This window comes from Lentzea sp. NPDC036949 (assembly GCF_055608075.1).
Window position 1 is genome coordinate 246,724 of sequence record NZ_JBVJRA010000011.1, and the last position, 22,902, is coordinate 269,625.

General features: G+C 72.5%; 22 protein-coding genes. 19 read left to right on the top strand and 3 right to left on the bottom strand.

What is annotated here, in order from left to right:
- Position 1 precedes the first annotated feature (1 nt).
- Complete coding sequence (locus tag ACZ7CD_RS29190) at positions 2-898, top strand: DMT family transporter (RefSeq protein ID WP_470380140.1); 897 nt, start codon at positions 2-4, stop codon at positions 896-898.
- A 15-nt stretch (positions 899-913) separates the two neighbouring features.
- On the opposite strand, the gene ACZ7CD_RS29195 is transcribed toward ACZ7CD_RS29190, so the two are convergent.
- Entirely contained in the window at positions 914-1,642 is a 729-nt protein-coding gene (locus ACZ7CD_RS29195; protein WP_470368411.1) for a hypothetical protein, read from the bottom strand.
- A 211-nt stretch (positions 1,643-1,853) separates the two neighbouring features.
- Here ACZ7CD_RS29195 and tatA point away from each other — a divergent pair, with 211 nt between their 5' ends.
- The 8 genes from tatA (at position 1,854) to ACZ7CD_RS29235 (ending at position 10,018) form a co-directional block, all read left to right on the top strand.
- Positions 1,854-2,105 (top strand): Sec-independent protein translocase subunit TatA, encoded by a 252-nt coding sequence (tatA, locus tag ACZ7CD_RS29200; protein ID WP_470380141.1) that lies wholly within the window; start codon positions 1,854-1,856, stop codon positions 2,103-2,105.
- Positions 2,106-2,212: 107 nt separating this feature from the next.
- Entirely contained in the window at positions 2,213-2,815 is a 603-nt protein-coding gene (locus tag ACZ7CD_RS29205; RefSeq protein WP_458433080.1) for a flavodoxin family protein, read from the top strand.
- A 20-nt stretch (positions 2,816-2,835) separates the two neighbouring features.
- Entirely contained in the window at positions 2,836-3,618 is a 783-nt protein-coding gene (locus tag ACZ7CD_RS29210; RefSeq protein WP_360388061.1) for an isocitrate lyase/PEP mutase family protein, read from the top strand.
- 504 nt (positions 3,619-4,122) lie between these two features.
- Positions 4,123-5,100, top strand: coding sequence for an aminotransferase class I/II-fold pyridoxal phosphate-dependent enzyme (locus ACZ7CD_RS29215; protein WP_470380161.1), 978 nt, complete (start codon positions 4,123-4,125; stop codon positions 5,098-5,100).
- Entirely contained in the window at positions 5,097-6,098 is a 1,002-nt protein-coding gene (locus ACZ7CD_RS29220; RefSeq protein WP_458433078.1) for a polyprenyl synthetase family protein, read from the top strand. Before ACZ7CD_RS29215 ends, ACZ7CD_RS29220 begins: the two co-directional genes overlap by 4 nt.
- On the top strand, positions 6,088-7,092 hold the full coding sequence (locus ACZ7CD_RS29225) for a UbiA family prenyltransferase (protein WP_458433077.1): 1,005 nt from the start codon (positions 6,088-6,090) through the stop codon (positions 7,090-7,092). The genes ACZ7CD_RS29220 and ACZ7CD_RS29225 overlap by 11 nt, the downstream gene beginning before the upstream one ends.
- Positions 7,089-8,756: a prenyltransferase/squalene oxidase repeat-containing protein gene (locus ACZ7CD_RS29230; protein ID WP_470380142.1), complete on the top strand. Its 1,668-nt coding sequence runs from the start codon at positions 7,089-7,091 to the stop codon at positions 8,754-8,756. The genes ACZ7CD_RS29225 and ACZ7CD_RS29230 overlap by 4 nt, the downstream gene beginning before the upstream one ends.
- The gene (locus tag ACZ7CD_RS29235; protein ID WP_360388072.1) at positions 8,753-10,018 is read left to right on the top strand and encodes an FAD-dependent oxidoreductase; all 1,266 of its coding nucleotides are present in this window, start codon (positions 8,753-8,755) and stop codon (positions 10,016-10,018) included. Before ACZ7CD_RS29230 ends, ACZ7CD_RS29235 begins: the two co-directional genes overlap by 4 nt.
- 2 nt (positions 10,019-10,020) lie before the next feature.
- Here the strand turns inward: ACZ7CD_RS29235 and ACZ7CD_RS29240 are convergent, their stop codons facing one another.
- Positions 10,021-11,025, bottom strand: coding sequence for a methyltransferase (locus ACZ7CD_RS29240; RefSeq protein ID WP_470376255.1), 1,005 nt, complete (start codon positions 11,023-11,025; stop codon positions 10,021-10,023).
- Between the two features lie 139 nt (positions 11,026-11,164).
- On the opposite strand from ACZ7CD_RS29240, the gene ACZ7CD_RS29245 reads away from it, so the two are divergent.
- Both ACZ7CD_RS29245 and ACZ7CD_RS29250 read left to right on the top strand, forming a co-directional pair.
- Entirely contained in the window at positions 11,165-11,995 is an 831-nt protein-coding gene (locus ACZ7CD_RS29245; protein WP_360388078.1) for a TauD/TfdA dioxygenase family protein, read from the top strand.
- Between the two features lie 5 nt (positions 11,996-12,000).
- A complete protein-coding gene (locus ACZ7CD_RS29250; protein WP_470380143.1) occupies positions 12,001-13,194 on the top strand; it encodes a cytochrome P450 family protein in 1,194 nt (397 codons plus the stop codon).
- 103 nt (positions 13,195-13,297) lie between these two features.
- On the opposite strand, the gene ACZ7CD_RS29255 is transcribed toward ACZ7CD_RS29250, so the two are convergent.
- On the bottom strand, positions 13,298-13,687 hold the full coding sequence (locus tag ACZ7CD_RS29255; protein WP_360388084.1) for a hypothetical protein: 390 nt from the start codon (positions 13,685-13,687) through the stop codon (positions 13,298-13,300).
- Between the two features lie 315 nt (positions 13,688-14,002).
- On the opposite strand from ACZ7CD_RS29255, the gene ACZ7CD_RS29260 reads away from it, so the two are divergent.
- From ACZ7CD_RS29260 to ACZ7CD_RS29295, 8 genes are all read left to right on the top strand, one after another.
- Positions 14,003-14,971, top strand: a complete 969-nt coding sequence (locus ACZ7CD_RS29260) for a thiamine pyrophosphate-dependent dehydrogenase E1 component subunit alpha (RefSeq protein ID WP_470380144.1) — start codon at positions 14,003-14,005, stop codon at positions 14,969-14,971.
- Positions 14,968-15,981, top strand: a complete 1,014-nt coding sequence (locus ACZ7CD_RS29265; protein ID WP_360388090.1) for an alpha-ketoacid dehydrogenase subunit beta — start codon at positions 14,968-14,970, stop codon at positions 15,979-15,981. Before ACZ7CD_RS29260 ends, ACZ7CD_RS29265 begins: the two co-directional genes overlap by 4 nt.
- A complete protein-coding gene (locus ACZ7CD_RS29270) occupies positions 15,978-17,114 on the top strand; it encodes a 2-oxo acid dehydrogenase subunit E2 (protein ID WP_470380145.1) in 1,137 nt (378 codons plus the stop codon). Before ACZ7CD_RS29265 ends, ACZ7CD_RS29270 begins: the two co-directional genes overlap by 4 nt.
- An 85-nt stretch (positions 17,115-17,199) precedes the next feature.
- On the top strand, positions 17,200-18,288 hold the full coding sequence (locus ACZ7CD_RS29275) for a GRAS family protein (protein ID WP_470368401.1): 1,089 nt from the start codon (positions 17,200-17,202) through the stop codon (positions 18,286-18,288).
- Between the two features lie 215 nt (positions 18,289-18,503).
- Positions 18,504-18,764, top strand: coding sequence for an acyl carrier protein (locus ACZ7CD_RS29280; protein ID WP_360388099.1), 261 nt, complete (start codon positions 18,504-18,506; stop codon positions 18,762-18,764).
- 154 nt (positions 18,765-18,918) lie between these two features.
- Complete coding sequence (locus tag ACZ7CD_RS29285; protein ID WP_470380146.1) at positions 18,919-20,634, top strand: AMP-binding protein; 1,716 nt, start codon at positions 18,919-18,921, stop codon at positions 20,632-20,634.
- A 4-nt stretch (positions 20,635-20,638) separates the two neighbouring features.
- On the top strand, positions 20,639-21,865 hold the full coding sequence (locus tag ACZ7CD_RS29290; protein WP_470380147.1) for a cytochrome P450: 1,227 nt from the start codon (positions 20,639-20,641) through the stop codon (positions 21,863-21,865).
- Positions 21,862-22,866, top strand: a complete 1,005-nt coding sequence (locus ACZ7CD_RS29295; protein ID WP_470380148.1) for a beta-ketoacyl-[acyl-carrier-protein] synthase family protein — start codon at positions 21,862-21,864, stop codon at positions 22,864-22,866. The genes ACZ7CD_RS29290 and ACZ7CD_RS29295 overlap by 4 nt, the downstream gene beginning before the upstream one ends.
- The last annotated feature ends 36 nt before the right edge of the window (positions 22,867-22,902 follow it).

The following is a 22,902-nucleotide window of genomic DNA, read 5'->3' on the forward strand; positions in this document are numbered from 1 at the left end:
CGTGGGATCGACTGGGAAGTTCGTGCTGCTGTCGGCGATCTGGGGCAGCAGCTTCGCCTTGATCAAGGTCGCGGTGGACGCGGGGGTGCCGCCGGTCCAGGTCGCGCTGGCGCGCTGTCTGTTCGGCGCGCTGGCGCTGTGGCTGATCTGCGCGGTGCAGAAGGCGGCGGTACCGCGTGACGCGCGCACCTGGGGACATGCGGCCGTGGTCGCGGTCCTGCTCAACTCGGTGCCGTTCACGCTGCTCGCCTTCGGTGAGTCCACAGTGGACTCGGTGCTGGCGGGGGTGCTGAACGCGACGACACCGTTGACGACGCTGGCCTTCGCGTTGCTCGTCGTACCGGGGGAGCAGGTGACGAGGACGCGGCTCGCGGGGCTGCTGCTCGGTTTCGCGGGTGTGCTGGTGCTGCTCGGGGTGTGGCGCGGGCTGGACGGCGACGTGCTGGCCGGCGGCCTCGCCTGCCTGGGAGCCACCACCTGCTACGGCGCCGGGTTCGCCTACACCCGGCGGTTCCTGTCCGGCGTGCCGCACCGGGCGAGCGCCCTGTCCGCCGTGCAGATCACCTGCGCCACCGTCCAGCTGGGACTGGCCGCACCGCTGCTGTCGGGGCCGCCGTCCTGGCCCGGCTGGTCCGCGCTGCTCGCACTGCTGGTGCTGGGCGCGGCCGGCACGGGCTACGCGTACGTGCTCAACCTCGACCTGATCCGGGCGGCCGGTCCCACGGTCGCGGCCTCGGTCACCTACGTGACGCCGCTGTGGTCCACCGCGCTCGGTGCGGTGCTGCTGGCCGAACCGGTGGGGTGGCACACCGTCGTGGGCGGGGCGGTGGTGATCGGCGCGATCCTGCTCACCCGGCGACCCGCGCGGCGGCCCCGTGCGGTGACCACGGCCGGATGACCGGCACCGGTCGGATCACTTCTCCGGCGAAACGGCTCCCGCGTGCCGAGCCGTCCCGCGGTGCGCGGTCAGCCAGGTCAGCGCACGCTTGCGGATGGTGCGGGTGCCAGCCCGTTCGGCCAGGTAGTGACCGACGAAGCCCAGCAGCGGCAGGGAACCCAGCACGCCGAGGAGCCGGCCGCCGGTGGGCCGGCTGCCCAGCAGCGAGTCGATGCCGCGCAGCTCCTGGGCGAGCCGCCACAGGGCGCCGCCGAGCCCCGCCTTGCCGCGGCTGGGCGGAGCCGTGGTGGTCTCCGCGCTCGTGAGCTGCGCGGGGAGCGTGCGGTCGAACAGGACCGCGGCGAGCAGGCGCGTGCGGGTGTCGGTGTCGGTGACGCCGCACTCTCCCGCGATGGCGCAGAGGATCAGGCCCTGGGCCGCGCTGCCGAGCAGGTCCTGCACGGGCAGCCGGCTGGCGAGCACACCGCCCAGGCCGGGGATGGCGGTGACGGCGGCGGTGAGCCTGCCGAACGGGCCGGTCCACCAGCGGACGCGCCGCGCGGTGTCCATCCGCGCCCAGGCCGCGGTGCCGGGGACGCGCAGCACGACGACCCGGCGCAGCACCCGCCTGGGCAGGCTGAGCGGTGTGTCGGCCACGACCTCGCGCGGCCCGGACCTGCGCACGGCGTCCAGGGCCGGCGAGGCGGTGCGGACGAAGGTGCGCAGCACCGCTGTCAGGTGCTCGTCGGAAACCGTTGCCGGCATGGTCACTCCCGCGATCGTCACATGGTGTGCGCTGAGGGGTACCCACACCTGCGCGGCTCATCACGTGCCGCGCGAGGGGAGGACGCGCCGGTTTTCCGCGCTACCCGCGGAATGTCTATTTTGGACTGTGTGACGGTGGTCGCCGAACGCAGATGCTCCTGCGGTGCAACGTACTCTCGACAACGGGTCCGACGAGAGGGAGCAGAAGCGCATGGGAAACCTGGGAGCAACCGAGCTGCTGATCATCGGTGCGGTCGTCCTGCTGTTGTTCGGCAGCAAGAAACTGCCGGAGATGGCACGCTCGCTCGGGCGTTCCGCGAAGATCCTCAAGGCCGAGTCCACCGGTCTGCGGCACGAGGAGCCGACGCCGGACCCCCACCAGGTCGCCCGGCTCCAGCAGCAGGTCGACGACCTCCAGCAGCAGCTGAAGAACGCACGAAGGAGTGCCGACCCGACCGGCTGATCGTGCGCGCGGGGGTGTGGGCGGACGTTTCGGACCGGTGTCCCACGGGGACTCAGCGGGCACGCGCCGGTCGTCGGTGACCAGGTGCGCCAACGTGGAGGTTCTCGATGCGTGCACTGGCCCTCGTCTGCAGCCTGAAGCCCTCGCCCGCCCCGTCGAGCAGCGAGCTCATAGCGAACCAGCTGCTGGCGGAGCTGCGGGCGCACGACGTGACCGGCGAGGTGGTCCGGGTGGTCGACCACGACGTCAAGCCGGGTGTCGAGGCCGACATGGGCGACGGGGACGCGTGGCCCGCGCTGCGGGAGAAGATCGGCGCGGCGGACGTGCTGATCCTCGCCACCCCGACCTGGATGGGGCATGCTTCCAGCGTGGCGCACCGCGTGCTGGAACGGCTCGACGCCGCGTTGTCGGAGACCGACGACGAAGGGCGGCCCGCGATGTTCGGCAAGGTCGCGCTGGTCGCGGTCGTCGGCAACGAGGACGGTGCGCACAAGATCGTCGCCGACCTGTTCCAAGCGCTCAACGACGTCGGGTTCTCGATCCCGGCCCAGGGGTGCACCTACTGGAACGGCCAGGCCATGCAGACCGTCGACTACAACGACCTGGGCGAGACGCCGGACGAGGTGAAGTCGACCAACGCCACGGCCGCGCGCAACGCCGCGCACCTGGCCAGGCTGCTGCGCGCCGACGGTTACCCGGCCGTGTCCTGACCGTCCTCCGAGAGGAACCCGTGCCCGCCGACCCGTCCGAGCTCGCCACCCGCCTGCTGCGCCTGCACACCGACCCCGAACTGCTCACCGTGGTCAACGTGTGGGACGTCATCACCGCCGAGGTCGTCGCCGGCGTCCCCGGCACGAAGGCGCTGGCGACCGCGAGCCACTCGATCGCCGCGAGCCGCGGCTACCCCGACGGCGAGCAGATCCCGGTCGAGGAGATGATCGCCGAGGTCGGGCGCATCACCGCCGCGACGGAGCTGCCGGTGACCGCCGACCTGGAGGCCGGCTACGGCGACCCCGGTGACACCGTGCGCCGCGCCATCGCCGCCGGTGCGGTGGGCGCGAACCTGGAGGACCAGCTCAAGCCGCTGCCCGAGGCCGTGGCGGCCGTCGAGGCCGCGATCAGGGCGGCGAACGCGGAGGGCGTTCCCGACTTCGTGCTCAACGCGCGCACGGACGCGTTCGTGAAGGCGGGTGACCGCGACCCCGCCGAGGTGCTCGCCGACGCCGTCGAACGTGGGCGGGCGTTCCTCGACGCCGGCGCACCGGTGGTCTTCGTGCCCGGCAAGCTGGACGAGGACCAGATCGGCACGCTCGTCGAGGCGTTCGGCCCCCGGCGGCTCACCCTGATCGGCCTGCCCGGCCTCCCGGCCCTCGCGCGGCTGCAGGAGCTGGGCGTGGCCCGCGTGTCCTACGGGCCGCTGTCCCAGCGGGTCGCCCTGACCGCGCTGGCGAAGCTGGTCGAGGCGGTGCACCAGGGCGGCGGTGTGCCGGAGGACACCCGGCCGCTCAACTGAGCGCCCGCACCGGGACGAACAGCCATCGAATGCTGCCCGGCAGCGCCCCGGCCGGGTGACGGACCGGGACGAGAACCGGAACGGAAGTCATTCGGACGGCGGTATCCAGCCGCTACCCGCGCATGGACCGGCCGGTACCGTAGTCGCCCCGCTCCCGCATCCGGGTAGTCCGCGAAATCTCGATAGGCGGCCATTCGGCTCCCCTTCCGACGTCAGGCGTGTCCGCGCAGCCACCGCATGGTGCCCGCGCGGGCACGCCTGACCGCGTTTCGGCACGTCGCCGGAATCCCAATTGAGAAATGCGCAGCCGGCCGGATGCATTTTCTGCACTTGACTCGGCGGGAAGCGGAGTTCTAAGCGCGTGCGCGCGTAAAGGTTTCACCGGCGTTAAGCGGACGTTTGTCCCGGTGGTGGTGTTGACGTGCCAGGAGGGCGATTGTAGGTTCGAAATCACGCCCTCTCCGGGAGGTTTGCGAATTGAGTCGAATCATTCACCAATTGGCGTTGAACGAAAATCATTGGCCTGCGTTGCCGGGTGTGCGCGAGGCGCTGGTGAACTCGCTCGCCGACGTCAACCTGACCGGTGACGCGCTCGCCGCGGGACTGGAGCGCAGGCTGGCCGCCGACCTCGGCACGACGCCGGACCGGGTCGTCGCCGGTGCGGGCTCCGGGGCGCTGCTGCAGCAGTTCCTGACCGCGCACTGCGCCCCCGGCACCTCCGTGGTGCACGCGTGGCCGTCCTTCGACCTCTACCCGCTGCTGATCCGCAACGCGGGTGCCGAACCGGTTGCGGTGCCCGGCGAACAGCAGGACTTCCGCGCGGTCGCGGCCGCCGTCACCGACGACACCCGTGTGGTGCTGGTCTGCAACCCCAACAACCCCACCGGCGAGGTGCTCGGCGAGGAGTGGTTGCGCTCGCTGCTCACCGCCCTGCCGCCGCACGTGCTCGTCCTGGTCGACGAGGCCTACCGCGAGTTCGCGGACCAGGCCGAGATCGCCGACGCGACAACGTTGTCAGCCGATCCGCGGCTCGCGGTGGTGCGCACGTTCTCCAAGTCGCACGGCCTGATCGGCCTGCGGGTCGGTTACCTCGTCGGCGCGCAGGAGGTGGTGGGACCGCTGCGGAGGGTGGCGCCGTTCCACCGGGTGCCCACCGTCGCCCAGGCCGCCGCGCTGGCCGCGCTCGACGCCGGGGCCCGCATGCGCGAGCAGTGCCGTGCGGTGGTCGCGGAACGGGACCGGGTCCGCGCGGGGCTGCGGGAGCTCGGCTACGACGTCCCGCCCAGCGGCGGGAACTACCTGTGGGTGCGGCTCGGGCCGCGCAACCAGGAGTTCATCGCCCACCTCGCCGAGCACGGGATCGCGGTGCGGGAGGTCGCGGGCGGCGTGCGCGTGAGCACCGGGGTGCCGGAGGCCAACGACGCCGTGCTCACGGCGGCCCGCGCGTTCAGCGGACGGCCGGTCGAGGGGGCCGTGCGATGACGGGCACGGTGAGCGAGGCGCTGCGCACCGACGACCCCGCCGAGGCGATCCGCGCCGCCCTCGCGCGCCGCCGTCCCCGCTCCGGTGACCGGTTCGGCGAGCTCACCCACTACGCCATGGCCGTGCCGGGGAAGCTGTTGCGGCCGTTGATGCTCGTCGCGTCGGCGGAGGCGGTCGGCGGCACCGCCGAGACCGCGCTGCCCGCCGCCGTGGCCGTCGAGCACCTGCACGTGGCGTCACTGGTGCACGACGACATCATCGACGGCGACGACCTGCGCCGCGGCCGGCCTTCCGTGCACGCGCGCTACGGCGTCGCGGACGCCATCGTGACCGGTGACGCCTTGTTGTTCGACCTGTTCGCCTCGGTCGCCGAATGCGCCGCGCCGCCGCGGGTGGTGATGGCGGTCGTCGCCGAGTTCGCCCACGCGGGCGGTGACCTGTGCCGCGGGCAGGTGCTGGAGTCCACGATGGTGTCGCCCGGCGCCACCCGGCCCGGCAGCGCGCTGGAGGACTACCTCGACGTCGCCGCCGCCAAGACGGGGGCGCTGTTCCGGGCCGCGTGCCGGGCCGGCGCGCTGCTCGGCGGCGGCTCCGCGGGGCAGGTCGACCAGCTCGGCGACTACGGCCACCACACGGGCGTGGCCTTCCAGATGCAGGATGACCTGCTGCCGTACCTCGGGGCGGGCACGTCGGGCAAACCCGACGCGAGCGACGCGGCCAACCTCCGTCCCACGTGGCCGGTGCTGCTCGCGCACCGCGAGGGCCGGCCGGAGCACCGCGCGGCCGTGGAGACCGCGCTGTCGGGTGCGCTCGAACCGGAGGAGACGCTGGAGCTGTTGCGGTTCGCGGTGACCGACAGCGGTGCGCTGGACGAGGCCCGCCGCGGCGCACACGACCGGTCCCGGCTCGCGCTCGCCTGCCTGCGGGGGCTGCCGGGCGCGGCCGCCACCGACCGGCTCGCGGCCATCGCCGAGATCGCGGTCGACCGTGACCGCTGAGGTGCGCGCGCTCCAGGCCACCGGGCACGCGGTGCGGGAGCGGGCACTGGCGCACTGGCAGACCTGGCGGCCCTACACGACGTGCTACCCGGCCCTGCTCGGCCTCGCGGGCGTGCTGGTCGCGGGCGGTGACCGGCCGGCGGAGATCGCCGCCGCCGTGCTGGCCCCCGTGCTGGGCTGGCTCGCCGGTCACTACCTCGGCGACCACTTCGACCGGCACCTCGACGCCATCGCGAAACCGCAGCGGCCCATCCCGTCCGGGCGGCTGTCACCCGCTGCGGCTCTGGCCACCGGCATCGGCTGCGCGGTCGTCTCGCTGGCCGTGGTCGTCGGGTTCAACTGGCGCGTGCTGCCGTTCTTCGCGCTGGCGGTCGGCGGGATCGTCGCCTACAGCGCCGTGTTCAAACGCCTCGGGTTCAGCGGGAACCTCAGCCGCGGCGTGCTGTCGGCGCTCGCGCTGGTGATCGGCGCGATGGTCGCGGTGCCCTGGCCACCACCGCAGCTGCTGCCCGTGGCGCTCGGGTTCCTGTTGCACGACACCGCGTCCAACCTCATCGGCACGGTGCGCGACGTCGACGGGGACCGCGCGGGCGGCTACCGGTCGGTGCCGGTGCGCCACGGCGTGCCCGCGGCGGTGCGGCTCGCCACCGTGCTGTGGGCGGCCGGAACCGCGGCGGTCGGCCTCGGCGCGCTGGTCGCCGCACGGCCTGGCGCCCAGCTCGCCCTGTTCGGTGTCGCCGTCGTGCTCGGCGGGTGCGCGCTGTGGGTGGCCCGGCCCGCGGCGCTGACCCCGAGGCGCGCGCTGCGTTCGCACGAGCTGCTCGTCGCGGAACGGCTGGTGCTCGCCGCCGCCGTGGTGGCGGGTGCGGCCGGCCCGTGGACCGCGGTGCTGGTCGTGGCACCGGCGCTCGCGTTCTCGCTCGTCCTGCAGGCCCGGATGCGCTCACGACACGAGTTCCCCGACGGGGCGGACAACAGAGGGGAGAGGTCATGACCTCGGTCGACACCGGCACCGCTGAGGAGCTGGAGACCGCCATCGCCGACGGTGCGCGGGTGCTGTTCGCCGCCCAGCGCCAGGACGGGGTGTTCGACTACGGGGCGAGCAGCCTGCGCTCCACGCTCGCGACCGCCGGCGCGATCACCGCGCTGCACTTCGCCGACCCCGGCGGTGCCGCCGACCTGATCGCGGCGGGCGCCGACCGGTTGCGCCGCACGCGCAACGACGACGGCGGCTGGGCGATGGTGCCGGGCCTGCCGAGCGAACCGGGGCCGACGGCGGTGTCGGCGGCGGCGCTGCACCTCGTCGACCCGGTCGCCAACGCGGCGGAGGTCGCCGCAGGACGGCGCTGGATGGCCGACTACGGGGGACTGGAGGCGATCCCGCACCCGGAGGTCGTGCTGTGGTGCCGCCAGTTCTACGGGTTCGCCGGCTGGCTCGCCCCGCACGAGATGCGGCGGTTCCCGCTGGAGCTCGCGCTGCTGCCCGGCCTGTACCGGCGGCTGTTCGACCTGCGGCTGCCGATGGCCTCCGCGCTCGGGCTCGCCCAGACCCGGCACCGGCCGCTGACCCGCCTGCAGCGGCTGCTGGCCCGCAGGGCCGAACCGAACGCGCTGCGGGTGGTCCGGCAGGCCTTCGAGCACGAGGGGTCGGCCGGGTCGTGGTCGGAGGACGCGTGGGTGACCGGTCTCGTCTGCACCGGCCTGGCCCGCGCGGGGCTCGGCCAGGACATGGTCGACGCCGCCGTGGGGTGGTTCCGGCGCACGATGCACGCTGACGGGTCTTGGGCGACGACACCGCTGGACGCCGCCTGGACGATGTACGCGGTGCGCGGCCTGGTCGAGGCGGGCTACCGCGACGACCCCAGGCTCGCGGCGTCGCGGGACCTGTTCGTCGCCCTGCAACAGCACCGGCCGTTCCTCGCCTTCGGCTGCCCGCCGGGGTTCTGGGGCTGGTCCGGCGCGCATGGCTGGCCCGCGGTCCTCGAGACCAGCGAGATCGTGTCCGTGCTGGCGAAGCTACCTGGCAGCGGGCAGGCCGGCGCGGTGCGCACCGCGGCGGGCTGGCTGCGCGACCGCCAGGACAGCCGCGGCTCGTGGGGACTGTGCGTGCGCAACACCAGGGTCGCCAACAGCGGCCCGTGCCCGATGACGACCGCGCAGGCCATCGACGCGCTGCTCGACGCCGGGGTGCTCGCCGGCGACACCCGCGTCCGCAGGGCGCTGCGGTGGCTCGGCCGTGCCCAGCTGCCGGACGGGAGCTTCGAGTCGGTCTGGTACCGGGAGCACACGATGGGCACCGCCGCGGTGCTGGAGGCCTTCGCCCGCAGCGGCCGCACCGGTGACGAGACGGCGGTCCGCGCGCGGTCGTGGCTGCTCGGGACGCGCAACGCCGACGGATCGTGGGGTGACGGCCACGGCGCCCCCGGCACGGTCGAGGAGACCGGCTGGGCGGTGTCGTCGCTGCTCGCGGCAGGGGAGGAGCCGGCCGCCGTCGCGACGGGGGTGCGCTGGCTGCTCGACGCCCGCACCGCCGAGGGCGGGTGGACACCGGAACCCGTGCACGAGTACGTGCGGCGGGTGAGCCGGTACGCCAACCCCGGCTTCACGCACGGCATGGCGTTGCGCGCGCTGGGCCGCTACCGGACGGCCGCCCGATGAGCGGGCCGGACGTCGTCGTCTGCGGAGCCGGGGTGGCCGGCCTCGCCACCGCCTGCGCCCTGGGGCGGCTGGGCCGCCGCGTGCTCGTGCTGGAGAAGCGGCCCACGCCCGCGCCCGTGGCGAAGGGCGAGGTGCTGCAACCGGGATCACTCGCGGTCCTGGCGGCCTGGGGCGTGACCGACCGGCTCGACCGCGCGGGCGCCACCCGGTTGTCGCGCCTGGTCGCCCGCTCCTCCGACGGCACGCCGCGGATGGTGCTCGACTACGGCCGGCTCCCGGCCGCGCACCCGTGGCTGCTGGCCCACGACTACCAGGCCATCCTCGACGCGCTCACCGACGCGCTGCCGGCCGCGGTGGAGGTGCGGCGGGGCGTGCACGTCCGCGACCTGCTGCGCACCGGTGGCCGGGTGAGCGGCGTGCGGTGCGACGACGGGGACGTCCCCGCCGCGCTCGTCGTGGCAGCCGACGGGATCTCCTCACGGCTGCGCGCCGCCGCCGGGCTCACCGCTGCGCGGCACGACTACCCGCACCGCCTGGCGGCGTTCGAGCTGCACGACGTCGACGACGTGGAACCGGACTTCTCCGCCTACGTCACCGACGGCGGGTTGCGGCTGCACTACCCGTTGCCCGGCCGGCGGGTCCGGCTCTACGTCCAGGTCGCGCCGGACGAGCTGCGCGGGCTCGACCGGGACGGGCTCGCCGGGTGGGCGGACCGGGTGCTGGCCGGATGTTCCGGACTCGCGCCGCTGGCAGGGCCGTTCCGCGCCGGTCTCGACCGCAGGCAGGTGCTGCCGGTGTCCCGGTCGACGGCGCCCGCCCTCGTCGCGCCGGGCTTCGCGCTGGTCGGGGAGAGCGGCCACTCGGTGCACCCGATGGCCGCGCAGGGCATGAACAGCTCGATCGCCGACGCGCACGAGCTGGCGACGGTGCTGCGCCAGGGCGGGACGCTGGCGCCCGACGTGGTCGACCACGCGTTGCGCCGCTACGACGCCGCCCGCAGGGAGAACCTCGCCCACATCGGCCGGACCAGCCACAACGCCGCAAGGATGATCACGACCCGGTCGTGGGTCGGTGCCCGCGCGCTCACCGGCACCGGCCGCAACGACCGCATCCGCCACGAGGTCATGCACACCATGTCCGGGCTGGGGGTGCGCCGGCTCACGCCGCTCGACCGGCTGCACCAGGTGGAGCTGCTGCCCGACCCGCGCGCGTCCCGGCTGCCGGACTGGGTGCGTGCCGCCTCCGCGGAGGCGGCACGGTGAGCTCACCCGCGGGCGTACTCCAGCACCACCAGGCCGTTCGGCCCGTCGATCCGCGCTCGCCGCACGAGACCGGCGGGCGCGGCGAGCGCGTCGAAGTCCTCCGGCCGGCGTTCCCGCCCGCCGAGCAGGGTCAGCGACTGCAGGTCGAACGACGAGTTGTTCTTCGCGTGCTCCTCGCCGGCGAGGACCTCGACCACGAGCACGCGCCCCTCGTCCGGGACGGCCTCGGCGCACCGGCGCAGGATGCGGGTGGCGTCCTCGTCGGGCCAGTCGGTCAGCACGCGGGACACGATCAGCACGTCGTAGCCGGTGGGCAGCGGGTCGAGGAAGCTGCCGCCGACGAACTTCGCCCTGCCGCCGAGGCCGGCGAGGAACTCCTCGGCCTCCGGCCTGACCTCGGGCAGGTCCAGCACCGCACCGGTCAGGTGCGGGTGCTCGGTCAGCACGGCGCCCAGCAGCGCGCCGGTGCCGCCGCCGACGTCGACCACGCTCGACACGGAGCTCCAGTCGTAGCGGGCGGCGACCTCCGGGCCGGTCTGCCAGGCGAACCCGGCCATCGTCGCCCCGAAGAACACGCGCAGCGCCTCGTCGTCGCGGTAGTCCGACCAGAAGTCCTTGCCGTGCACGACGCCGTAGGCCGACCGGCCGGTGCGCACGGCGTGCAGCATCCCGCTGTAGGCCAGGTCCATCTTCAGCCCGGGTCCTCCCGCGTCGAGCCACGACCGCAGCAGCGCGTTGCTCTCGTCGAGCAGCGCCCGCGACACCGGCGTGAGCGCGTGCTCACCGGGCGCCTGCTCGGCGAACAGGCCGACCGCCACGAGGTGGCGCAGCAGGCGGGCCAGCGCGTCCCGGTCGGCGCCGCACGCCTGCGCCAGGGCGGCCGTGGTGGTGTGCCCGTCGCGCACCAGCTCGGGCAGCCTCAGCGCGACCGCCGTCCGCACGGCGAACGGGGTGGCGAGGTCCACGAGGGCGGCGAGAGCGGCGGTACCGGAGCTGTCACTGGTCACGGCGATCCTTTCGGGAATTCCCTGGAGGTTCTGTGCTGATCTGAAGATTGCCGCTGAAAAGCGTTGGAAGCAAGCGTTCAGAAGATTTTTTGCACATCCGTTCCGTGTGTGCGGAATGGTTATCAGGAATGGGTGGAAAATGACCTCTCTCGACGTGCGTCCGCTCACCTGCGCACTCGGTGCCGAAATCCGCGGCATCGCGCTCGCCGACGTCGACGACGCCCTGTTCGACCGGATCCACCGGCTGCTGCTCGAACACCTGGTGCTGTTCTTCCCCGACGCCGCCGGGCTCACGCCGGAGGACCACAAGGCGTTCGGCAGGCGGTTCGGGCAGCTGGAGGTGCACCAGCTCCTGCCGAAGCTGCCCGAGCACGAGGAGGTCGTCGTGCTCGACTCCGAGCAGGGCGCCAAGGCCGACGTCTGGCACACCGACGTCACCTACGCCCAATCGCCGCCCATCGCCTCGGTCCTGCAGATCGCGCAGTCGCCCGCCGTCGGCGGCGACACGATGTGGAGCAACCAGTACCTGGCCTACGAGGCGTTGTCGGCGCCGATCCGGGAGCTGTGCGACGGTCTCACCGCCGTCCACGTGCTGGAGTTCGGGTCCTTCCGCAGCGAGGCGGAGCACCCGGTCGTGCGCGTGCACCCGGAGACCGGCCGGCGCTCCCTGTACGTGAACCGCATGTTCACCAAGCGCATCCCGCAGCTCACCGCCGAGGAGAGCGCGGTGCTGCTGCCGCACCTGTTCACCGTGTCGGAGAGCCCGCAGCGGGTGTGCCGCTACCGGTGGACCGAGGGCGCGGTCGCGGTCTGGGACAACCGCGCGACCCAGCACCACGCCGTCAACGACTACACCGGGCGCAGGGTCGGGTACCGCGTCACCGTCCTCGGCGACGAGCCCAAGGGCGACGGGGCGCGCTGGCCGGACCACCAGGTCACCGGCATGAGCGCGACCGCGGTGAAGGACTGAGCGCCGTGGACGACACCGAGTTCATGGACCTGTACTGGCGCGACCCGCACGCCGCGCTGCGCCACGCCCGCGACCACACCCCGGTGCGCGAGCTGACCTTCGAGACGGGACCGACCTGGCTCGTCACCCGGTACGCCGACGTGCGCGAAGGACTCGCCGACCCGCGGCTGGCCAAGGACTACCGCGCCGCGCTGCCCGCCGACGAACGCGCCACCGCGCCACCGGGTCTGCCCGCGCCCATGTCGCACATGCTCACCTCGCTCGACCCGCCCGACCACACCCGGTTGCGCAGGCTCGTCACCCAGGCGTTCACCGCCCGCCGCATCGCCGAGCTCCGCCCCCGCGTGCAGACCCTCGCCGACGACCTGCTGTCCGCGCTGCCCACCGACGAGCCGGTGGACCTCGTCGCGCGCTTCGCGATCCCGTTGCCGATGGAGGTGATCTGCGAGCTGATCGGCGTGCCCGAGCTGGACCGCGAGGACTTCGCGCACTGGTCGACCGTGCTGATCGACGAGTGCCCGGAACCCGAGCTGGTCCGCGCCTCGGCCCAGCTCGCCGACTACCTCGGCGGTCTGGTCGCGCTGCGCCGCGCCGACCCGGACGACGCCCTGCTCTCCGGCCTCATCGCCGCCTCCGAGAACGGCGAACGCCTCTCCGACCTGGAAATCGTCGCCATGGCGATGCTCCTGCTGATGGCCGGCCACGAGACCACCGCGGTGTTCGTCACCAACAGCGTGCGCGCCCTGCTCGCCGACCCCGCGGCACTGGAGCGGCTGAAGTCGGACACGGCGCCCGAGCTGGTCGAGGAACTGCTCCGGTGGGTCTCACCCGCCCTCAACGCCTCGCTGCGGTTCGCCACCGAGGACCTGGAGATCGCCGGGACCACCATCCCGCGCGGCGCCTCCGTCATGCTCTCCACGGGGGCGGCCAACCGCGACACCACCCGCTTCCCCGACGCGGCCCGCCTCGACCCGGACCGCGACACCACCGGCCACGTCGCGTTCGGCCACGGCATCCACCGCTGCCTGGGCGCAGCCCTCGTGCGACTGGAGGCGGAGGTCGCGCTGACCGCGCTGTTCGGCCGCTTCCCGAAGCTGCGGGCCGCCGCCGTGGAGGAGGAGCTGACGTTCCGGCGCAGTGTCCACGTGCACGCGCCGAGGACGTTCCCGGTGGTGCTCGGGCCGTCCTCGGGAGCCTGACGGCCGGTGACCGTCCACTGCCTCGGCTGTGGACGGTCACCGGCCTGTCGTGACCACGCCCATCGGTTGCACGGTCATCCGCAACCGGTGGCGCGGCGGTGGGTCAGGCCTTGTCGTACTGCGTGGGTCCCACGACCGCGGTGCAGCACCCCGGGTTCGCCCACCCCTGCGCCGTGAGGTTCCACGTGACCCGCACGCCTTCGGTGAAGTCGTAGTTGCAGGTCTTGGACGTGTTGTCGCCCTTGCTGTTCACGCACTCACCGGTCCTCGCCCCCGCCTGCCAGAACACCACGGCGGCCCGGCCGTCGGCCTCGTCGTCCCAGACCGTGAACGAGTCGCCGTAGCTCGTGAATGTCGCGTGCGCGAGCCGGTTCGGCCATGTTCCGTACACGTTGCTGCTGGAATCGGCCATCGCGGGCGTTGCCATGCCGGCGGCAACCGCCACCGCGACGACAGCGGACACCCCGAACTTCTGCGACAGACGCAAGGTCATCACTCCTCAGTGGACTCCGTTTGACTGAACAACTATGTATTCGACGTCACCGGTCATCGAGCTGATAGCCCGGATGTACGCACCGCAACGGCCATCAGGGTGAACTTGGACTGCGCGCAGTGGACGCTCCGTACACGCGGATGCTGTTCAGAAAAGCTTGTCCCACGGGTTGGAATGATGGCTTCTGTGGAATTGGGTCGACCTGCCAGACTTTGCGAGGAAAGGCCCGACTCGCATTGAAAAAATGAGTCAAAATGAGGTCGCCGCACTTTTGTTCGAATGCTGTTGTTCGTTGAATCGCACTGGGAGACGAATGTGGCCAGCACAGCACCCCCGCTCGTCGGCGGCAGCACCACCGTGCTGCCTCAGCCCCGGGCGGGCGCGGAACCCCTGTCGCGGCTGGCGGCCGAGGACCTCGACACCCTGCTGATGATCCGGCACTTCGAACTGGCCCTGCTGGAGCTGTTCTCGCAGGGTCTGCTGCACGGCACCACGCACACCTGCCTGGGGCAGGAGTACATCCCCGTCGCGCTCTACGCACTGCTGGACGAGGGCGACCACGTCTTCAGCAACCACCGCGGCCACGGCCACTACCTGGCCCGCTTCCGCGACCCGCACGGCCTGCTGGCGGAGATCATGGGACGCGAGGGCGCTGTGTGCAACGGCGTGGGCGGCAGCCAGCACATCCTCCGCGACCGCTACCTGTCCACCGGCGTGCAGGGCGAGAGCCTGCCGGTGGCCGCGGGGGTCGCCCTGCACCTGCGGCGGACCGAGCCAGGACGGATCGCGGTGGTGCACGTCGGCGACGGCACGTGGGGCGAAGGCGCGGTGTACGAGGCGCTGAACATGGCCCAGTTGTGGCGGCTGCCCCTGCTGGTCGTGGTCGAGAACAACAGGATCGCCCAGTCCACCCCGACCGAGCAGCAGATGGCCGGCACCATCCAGGCGCGTGCGGCGGCCTTCGGCATCCGCCACCACCACGTCACCTCTCACGACGTCGCCGTGGTGCGCCGGGAGCTGTCCGGCCTGGTCGACGACGTCCGCACCCGGCACCAGCCCCTGGTGGTGGAGTTCAGCACGAACCGGGTGGGCCCGCACAGCAAGGGAGACGACTCCCGCCCTGCCGAGGTGATGCGGCACGCGGCCGAGCACGACTGGTACCGCCGGTACGAAGCGCAGCACCCGGAGCAGTTCGCCGTGGCCGACCGGAACCAGCGACAGGCGATCGCCGAGGTCGTGCGCGAGGTCCAGGCCCGCCCCGCGTCCCGCTGGGAGCACTCGTGACGAGGCCGGAACGGGTGATCGGCAACCTCAACCGGGCCCTGCACGCGCTCCTCGACGACGACCCCCGCGCCTACGTCATCGGCGAGGACGTCGCCGACCCGTACGGCGGCGCCTTCAAGGCCACCCGCGGCCTGTCGGACCGCCACCCGGAACGCGTGATCTCCTCGCCGATCAGCGAGGGCGGCATCGTGGGCGTCGCCGCGGGGCTCGCGCTGACCGGCAACCACCCGGTCGTGGAGATGATGTTCTCCGACTTCGCCGCGCTCGCCTTCGACCAGCTCCTGAACTTCGCCAGCAAGTCCGTGTCGATGTACGGGCGCACCGTTCCGATGAGCATGGTGGTCCGCTGTCCCACCGGCGGCAACCGCGGCTACGGGCCGACCCACAGCCAGAGCCTGCAGAAGCACTTCATCGGCATCCCCGCGCTCAGCCTGCACGAGATGTCGCCGTTCCACGACAACGCGGACGTCCTCACCGCCATGCTCTCCAGCGAGCAGCCCTGCATGTTGTTCGAGGACAAGACGCTCTACGCCCGCACGATGCACCAGGGCGGGATCGTCGACGACCTGTTCCGGTACGAGCTGCTCGACGACCCGAGCCGGACCGCGCGCGTGTTCCCCGTGGACTGCGCCGACCCGGACTGGATCATCCTGGCCCCCGGCGGCCTGACCGAGCGAGCCGTCGCCGCCATGCGCACCCTGCTGCTGGAGGAAGAGGTCACCTGCGAGCTGCTCGTGCCCTCCCGGCTCCACCCGTTCACCGTCGAACCGCTGCTGGAGACGTTGTCCCGCGCCCGCCGCATCTGCGTCGCCGAGGACAGCGCAGCCGGTGGCACCTGGGGCGAGATGCTCGCCCAGCAGCTGCACCAGCACCTGTGGCACCGGCTGGCCCAGCCCGTGCTGCTGCTCAGCGCCCGGCCGAGCGTCATCCCCACCGCCGCCCACCTGGAGCACACCGTCCTGCTCCAGGCGCCCGCACTGCGCCGCGCCCTCACGGAGGCCTCCCAGTGATCAGCGTCAAGCTGCCCACCCTCAACACCAACGACGCGGGCTACGTCCTGGTCGAGTGGCTCGCCGAGCACGGCGCACGCGTCGAGAAGGGGCAGCCGCTGGTGGTGGTCGAGACCTCCAAGGCCCAGGAGGAGATCGACAGCACCGCAGACGGCATCCTCCACACCCTCGTCGCGGACGGCGCGGACTGCCGCCCCGGTCAGACCGTCGCCCACCTCTTCGCCTCCGCGGACGAGCACCGCGCCTACCTCTCCGCACCGGCCGCCGCCCCCGCGGCACCGCCGGAGCCGGCCACCGGTGCCGGTCTGACGCTCACCAAGGCGGCGCGCGCCCTCGCGGACCAGCACGGCCTGACCGACGACGACCTGCGCGGACTGGGCCGCACCGTGATCCGCGCAGCCGACGTCGAAGCGCTGCTGCCCAGCCCCGCACAAGCCGATGCCCCCACCGGCCAACGGCTGTCGGCGCAGCAACGGGCGGTGAGCGCCGTGGTCACCGAGTCGATGCGCACCATCCCGGCCGCCGCCGCCTACGCCAAGGTCGACGTCGGCCAGGCCCAGGACCTCGCCCGGCAACTGCGCCGGCGCACCGGCAGCGTCGTCTCCCTGGTCGGCCTGCTCGTCAAGGCGGTGGCGGACCAGCTCCCGGCACACCCGAGCCTGTTCACCCGGCTCCTCGACGACGGCACCGTCCAGCCCGCCGCCAGCGCGCACGTCGCGGTGGCCGTGGACGCCGGAAAGGGCCTGTACACCCCGGTCGTGCACAACACCGCCGCGTTGAGCGTCACCCGGATCGCCGACCTGATCACCGAGTTCCGCGACAAGGCCGCCCGCGGCACCTTCCGGGCCGACGAGCTCACCGGCGCCAACATCCTGATCGCCCCGCACACCACCGACGGCGTGGTCTTCGCCACCCCCATCGTCTTCCCCGGCCAGACCTGCGCGCTCTCCCTGGGCGGCATCGACGAACAGCTCGTCCTCGACCAGCAGGGCAGGCCGGAAGCCCGCCGGTTCGCCCACCTCGGTCTGGTCTACGACCACCGCGTGGTCAACGGCCGTGACGCGATGGTCTTCCTCGGTGACCTCAAACGAGCCCTGGAGGCACCGGCCGCCCTCGCGGCCGCCACCCCGTGAAGAAGCCCGTCGGCGGCATTCGGATGCCGCCGGTGATGACAGCCATGCCGAGAAGTTCTGGTCAGTCCCGAGGAGCTGCTGCCCGATGGAGAAGTTCGCCCTGCTGTGCGACGCCGTCGCCCACGTCCACGCCGGCCGCTCCGCGCAGGCCCGTCCTGCGCTGGAGACCCTGCAGAAGTTGCTCGGGCCCGAGGTGCAGCCGCAGGACGCGGCGTACGAGTTCTACCGGGCCGCACTGGTCAACCGGGTCGAGGAGCACGGCAGCCCCTCGGAGACCAACCTGTACCGGCAGGACTACGACCAGCCGCAGATCGACCTGTACTACCTGCTCACCACCCACCTGCCGTTCATGGACACGAGCCGGGTCGTCAACGAGCTGCTCGCCGGGCAGGTGGGCACCGCCGAGGACTTCGCCCTGATGTCGGTCGGCATCGGGCACGGCCGCCAGGAGAGCGCGCTGCTGCGCGGTCTCGCGACCGGCAACCCGGGACTGCGCCGCTGCACGGTCATCGGTGTCGACCCCGACCGGGAGAGCCTGGCCACGGCCGAGCGCACCCTGCGGCAGGTCGCGGCCGAGCACGGTGTCGAGCTGGACTTCCGTCCCGTGGCGAAGGTGGCGGAGGACCTCGACGACGCCGACTGGATGGGCCTGTCCCACATCGACGTCCCGCTGGTGGTCAACGCTTCTCTCGCGCTGCACCACATGCAGGACCCGAGCCCGGGTCACGACGCCAGGGACGAGTTCTTCCAGCGGTTGCGCGAGCTGAACCCGTGCGGGCTGGTGCTGAACGAGTTCGACACCGACCACCACGAGGTGTCCTTCCCGCAGCGGTTCTTCAACTCGTGGCGGTTCTTCGGCACCATCCTGCGCGCCATCGAGGCCGCTCCGGCCACCCAGCAGGAGAAGGACCACATGAAGACGTTCTTCGCCCGCGAGATCATGAACATCGTCGGCTCGCGCACCGACGACCAGCGCTTCGAGCGGCACGAGCCGGCCGCCACCTGGATCACCCGGCTGCGCCGCTGCGGCTTCGAGCCCTACGGTGACGCCCCGGGGCTCCAGGCACACCCGCTCCCCGAGGACTTCACGGTGCGCGTCCTGCCCGAGCAGGTCCGGCTCGGTTATCGCGGCACCACGGTCTGCTCGGTCATCGGCGCGCGTCCTGCCGGATGAGGCACACCGGCGCCTGACCGGGATGTCCAGTGTGGACGGTGAGGGCCGTCCACCTGAACGTCCGGAGAAGAGCCGCTGCGGGTCCTGCGGTTCACCGTCTGCTGTGGAGGGCGGCACGAGAAGAACGGAGCTGCACAGCTGAACCTCGCTGATAGCGTCGTTCGGGAGATGCCGCCTTTCCAGGCGCGGCCGGTTGCAGCCGAGAGGATGTCCGAATGACGTCACCCGATGACCTCGCGCGAGTGGTGGTCGGCCACCTGTCGGCCGCGCTCGACGTGCCCGTCGCCGAGATCGCCCTCGACGCACAGCTCACCCACCTCGAGAACGCCAGCTCGCTGCGGCTGCTCACCGCGGTCACCGCCATCGAGGACGAGTTCGCCCTCGAACTGGACCCCGACACCCTGGTGCGGGTGCGGACCGTGGCCGATCTGGCGAACCTGGTCGAAGCCGGGATCCGCTCCTCCGGGGCGCGCTGACCGGTTCGCGGCCGCCGTGCGTGATCTGGGCCCGGACTTCGCGGTCGTTCCGTTTATCGGAACAGGAGATGGTCGACACCCTGCGTCCTTCCTACGGTGAACCGGCGTTCGCACCGTCGTGACGGCACATCGGGACCAGGTGGAGGAAAGTCCAATGGGGCTGGAAGTCGACACGGCCACCCCTCCCGGTTCACGGAACGAAAAGCCGGGACTCCGCTGGCTCGCCGAAACCCAGGAGCTCCGCACCATGGCCGACCTGCTGCCGGTCCTCGCGCAGCGGACGGCCGGGGAGCTGGTCTTCCCGGAGCTGAACACCTCGCTTGCCCACCGGGAGATCCCGGCACGGGCGTACGGGGTCGCTGCGGAACTGCGCCGCGCGGGTCTGGACGACCGGCCCGGCCACCGGGTGGGAATCCTCGCCGCGACGTCGCCGGAGTTCGTCTCCGCGCTCTTCGGGGTGTTCGCCGCGAACGTCGCGGCGGTGCCGATTCCCGTGCCGTCGTTCGCAGGGGGACTGGAGTCCGCTCTGGAACGGATGGACGCGCTGGTCCGCAGCGCGGACCTCCGGTACGTCCTGGTGGGACCGCCGTTCGACGAGTTCGGTGCCGCCGTGCAGGAGCGGTACCCGGACGTCGCGGTGGTGCGCATCGCAGACTGCGCACCGCAGCCGGAAGTCCCGCGGTCCGCGACACCGAAACCGCAGGACCTGGCCGTGGTGCAGTTCAGCTCCGGGAGCACCTCCTCGCCCAAGGGGGCGATGATCGAACACGGTGCCCTGGTGGCCAGCGTGCTGGGCACAGCCGAGCGGGGCGGTGTGGAGGACGGGGACGCCGCGATGGTGTGGGTGCCGCTGTTCCACGACTTCGGGCTCGTGACGCTGCTGACCCACCTGGTGACCGGCAGCGACCTGCACATGTTCAGCCCCGTGACGTTCGTCCGGCGCACCGCGGAAACCCTCCGGTACTTCGCCGACCAGCGCATCGCGTTCTTCACCGGCCCGAACTTCGCCTACGACCGCATCCTCGACGCGGCCGCGGCCGGGCGGCTCGACGGCATCGACCTCACCGGGTGGAAGGCCGCGATCAACGCCGGTGAACCCGTTGCCTCCTCGACGCTGCGGCGGTTCGACGAACTGCTCGGCCCGCTCGGCGCCCGCCCGACCGTCATGACGCCGGGCTACGGTGCGGCGGAGTTCTGCGTGGGAATCTCGCTGCAACCCGCCGGCCGTGTCGCGAAGGTCGTCCACGTCGACCGGGCGTCACTGCGGGACGGCGGCCGGGTGGTGGTCCACGACGGCCCAGAACCCGGTGCGGTGCCCGTCGTGTCGCAGGGGCCCGCCTTCCCCGGCGTCGAGTTCCGGATCACTGACGGCGCGGGCGGGGAGCTGGACGAAGGGCACTTCGGCGAGATCGAAGCACGGGGGGCGAACATGCTGCGCGGCTACCTCGACGACCGCGCCGCCACCGACGCCGCGATCAGGGACGGCTGGTTCCGCACGCAGGACACCGGGTTCGTGCTCGGCGGTGAGCTCTACGTCTCCGGCCGGCGAAGTGACATGATCGTGGTGGCCGGCCGGAACTTCCACGCCCACGACGTGGAGACGGCAGTCCGCGACCTCGACGGCGTCTACCAGCGTCACGTGGTCGTCGTGGCGGACGTGTCCCGTGAGCGCATGGTCGTCGTGGCGGAGACGCAGACCGATGACCAGGCCGCCTTGGTCGCCGGCATCCGTGCCCGGATCGCCGATGAGGTCGGGCTGGCCGACGTCGACGTCCGGCTCGTCGCGCGGGGGTGGCTGCCGCGGACCAGCAGCGGGAAGTGGCGCCGTGGTGAGGTGCGCGAGCGGCTCTTCGCCGACAGCGGGGTGTGACCCGGTGTCCCGCGTCTTCGCGCTGAGTCCGAACCAGACCGACAACGACTCGATGCTGGCCGCGCTGGTTCGAGGAGACGCGGTTCAGCAGGTCGTGCTGTCGACCGGGCTCCGGGTCTGGGTCGTGGCCCGCTACGCCGAGGCGAAAGCCGTCCTGCTGGACAGCCGGCTGAGGAAGGACCCGGCGACGCTGTCCGATCCCGCCCACCTGTTCGACGGGGGCAGGCACCCCGAGGACAGCTACGCGGTGCTGGGCCGGCACGTGCTGAACACCGACGGAGCCGACCACCGCCGCCTGCGGGAGCTGCTCACCAGGTGCCTGGCCCCGAAGGCCGTCGACCGGCGCCGTCAGCGGATCGCCGAGATCGTCGCGACCAGCCTCGACACCCTGGCCGCCGCGACCGCGCCCGACCTGGTGACCGCGTTCGCCGGGCCGGTGCTGACGTCGGTGATGAGCGAGGTCATCGGAATCGAGAAGTCCCTCCTCGACCGGTTGCTCCCCGCTGTGCGAACAGTCGTCGCGGACGCAGATCCGCGGAGCGCGGAGGCGCGGGAAGCCGCGGACGCGCAGCAACAGCTCATCCTGGAGGCGATCGACGACCACGACCGGTTCCCCGGCACCGACACGTTGCTGAAGCTGGCTTTCCGCGACTACCACCCCGGCGGCAGGCTCAGCCTGGCCGAGGTGATGTCGATGGTCGCCCTGACCGTGTTCGCCGGAACCACGACCTCCACGACGCTGCTGGCTCACACCGCCGCTCTGGCGTCCACCAGGGAAGACCTGTTCGAAGCGATCACGGCCGGTCCGGCGTCGTGCTCGGCGGTGCTCGCGGAGGTCTTGCGCCGGTACCCGCCGACGCCGTGCGCGACCTGGCGGTTCACCGCCGAGGACGTGGAGGTGGGCGGGGTCACGATCCCGCGCGACGCCACCGTTCTCGTGGTGGTCGCCGCCGCCAACCGCGATCCGTCGGCCTACCCGGACGCGGATCAGCTCGTCGTGCCCCGCCCCGGCAACACCGGTCACATCAGCTTCGGGCACGGCCCGCACTTCTGCGCGGGTGCGCCGTTGGCGCTGACCACGGCGAACACCGCGCTCCCCGCGTTGTTCGCGCGGTTCCCAGAGCTGTCCCTCGCCGTCGCGCTCGAAGACCTGCGCTGGACGACGAACCTGGGTGACCGCACCCTGTTCTCCGTGCCGGTCCGCCTTCGACCCGACGAGCGGCCGGCATGAGGGTCGAGCGCACCGTCCGGATCACCGCTGCGACGACGTGGCTGCCCGACGAGCGCTACCCGGCGGCGAGTGCCGTCGCAGCGGGAGCGGTCACCGCGGAACAGGCCGCCGGGGCCGCGTGCTCCGAGGTGCCGGTCGGCGCCGCGGAGCCCGCCTGGTGGATGGGGTGGCAGGCAGCTCAGCAGTGCCTCGGCGGGCACGGCGTCGATCCCGTGGAGATCGACCTCGTCACCTACGCGGGCATGACTCCGGGAGAGGAAGACCCCTGGTCGCCCGCGCACCGGCTCGCCAGGGTGCTCGGCGCGTCCAGGGCGGTCGCGATCGGGCTGGCTCAGATGTCGAACGGCGGTGCCGCGGGAATCGGCTGGGCCGCCACCTCGATGCAGGCGGACGACAGCGTCCGGCACGCGTTGTGCACCACCGCGGGCAACTTCAGCGCGCTCCCGTACGACCGGTGGCGAACGGCCCCCGCCACCGTCTTCGGGGACGGCGCGACCGCCGTTCTGCTGGGCCGTGACGAAGGCCCGCTGGTCATCCGCTCCGTCGGCTCGGCAGGCCGTCCACAGCTCGAGGAGACCTTCCCGGCCTTCCACCCGTTCCGCCCGCTGCCCGAGCCGGTCTCCGGTCCCCAGGAGGACGCGCTCGGGTTCGCGGCGAACCTGAAGGGCTCCCGCGAGGTGATCCAGGAGGCCGTCGGCATCGCGCTGAACGACGCCGGTCTGGGGGACGAGGACACGGCCCGCGACCGCATCGCACTCGTCTCGTCGAACCGGCTGGGTGCGCAGGTGACGGACCAGGTCGTGCGGCGTGCCCTGCCACGTGCGCTGCGCGACCGCTACCGCGCGTTCGGGGCGGACACCGGGCACCTCGGGGCCGGGGACCTGCCGGCGAACTTGGCTGACATCCTGGCGGGTGACCTGCTGGGAGCCGGTGAGTGCGCGCTCCTGATCGGTACGGGCGCCGGGGCGACCGCCTGCGCGGTCATCGTCGAACGCGAGTAGCCGGGACGGCGACACCGACTGGCCGGTCTCGTGGTG

Coding starts and splice junctions, on each gene's coding strand:
- ACZ7CD_RS29195 (WP_470368411.1), bottom strand. CDS start 1,642: ATGCCGGCAACGGTTTCCGACGAGCACCTGACAGCGGTGCTGCGCACC.
- ACZ7CD_RS29285 (WP_470380146.1), top strand. CDS start 18,919: ATGGGGCTGGAAGTCGACACGGCCACCCCTCCCGGTTCACGGAACGAA.
- tatA (WP_470380141.1), top strand. CDS start 1,854: ATGGGAAACCTGGGAGCAACCGAGCTGCTGATCATCGGTGCGGTCGTC.
- ACZ7CD_RS29245 (WP_360388078.1), top strand. CDS start 11,165: ATGACCTCTCTCGACGTGCGTCCGCTCACCTGCGCACTCGGTGCCGAA.
- ACZ7CD_RS29255 (WP_360388084.1), bottom strand. CDS start 13,687: ATGACCTTGCGTCTGTCGCAGAAGTTCGGGGTGTCCGCTGTCGTCGCG.
- ACZ7CD_RS29280 (WP_360388099.1), top strand. CDS start 18,504: ATGACGTCACCCGATGACCTCGCGCGAGTGGTGGTCGGCCACCTGTCG.
- ACZ7CD_RS29235 (WP_360388072.1), top strand. CDS start 8,753: ATGAGCGGGCCGGACGTCGTCGTCTGCGGAGCCGGGGTGGCCGGCCTC.
- ACZ7CD_RS29275 (WP_470368401.1), top strand. CDS start 17,200: ATGGAGAAGTTCGCCCTGCTGTGCGACGCCGTCGCCCACGTCCACGCC.
- ACZ7CD_RS29220 (WP_458433078.1), top strand. CDS start 5,097: ATGACGGGCACGGTGAGCGAGGCGCTGCGCACCGACGACCCCGCCGAG.
- ACZ7CD_RS29230 (WP_470380142.1), top strand. CDS start 7,089: ATGACCTCGGTCGACACCGGCACCGCTGAGGAGCTGGAGACCGCCATC.
- ACZ7CD_RS29205 (WP_458433080.1), top strand. CDS start 2,213: ATGCGTGCACTGGCCCTCGTCTGCAGCCTGAAGCCCTCGCCCGCCCCG.
- ACZ7CD_RS29295 (WP_470380148.1), top strand. CDS start 21,862: ATGAGGGTCGAGCGCACCGTCCGGATCACCGCTGCGACGACGTGGCTG.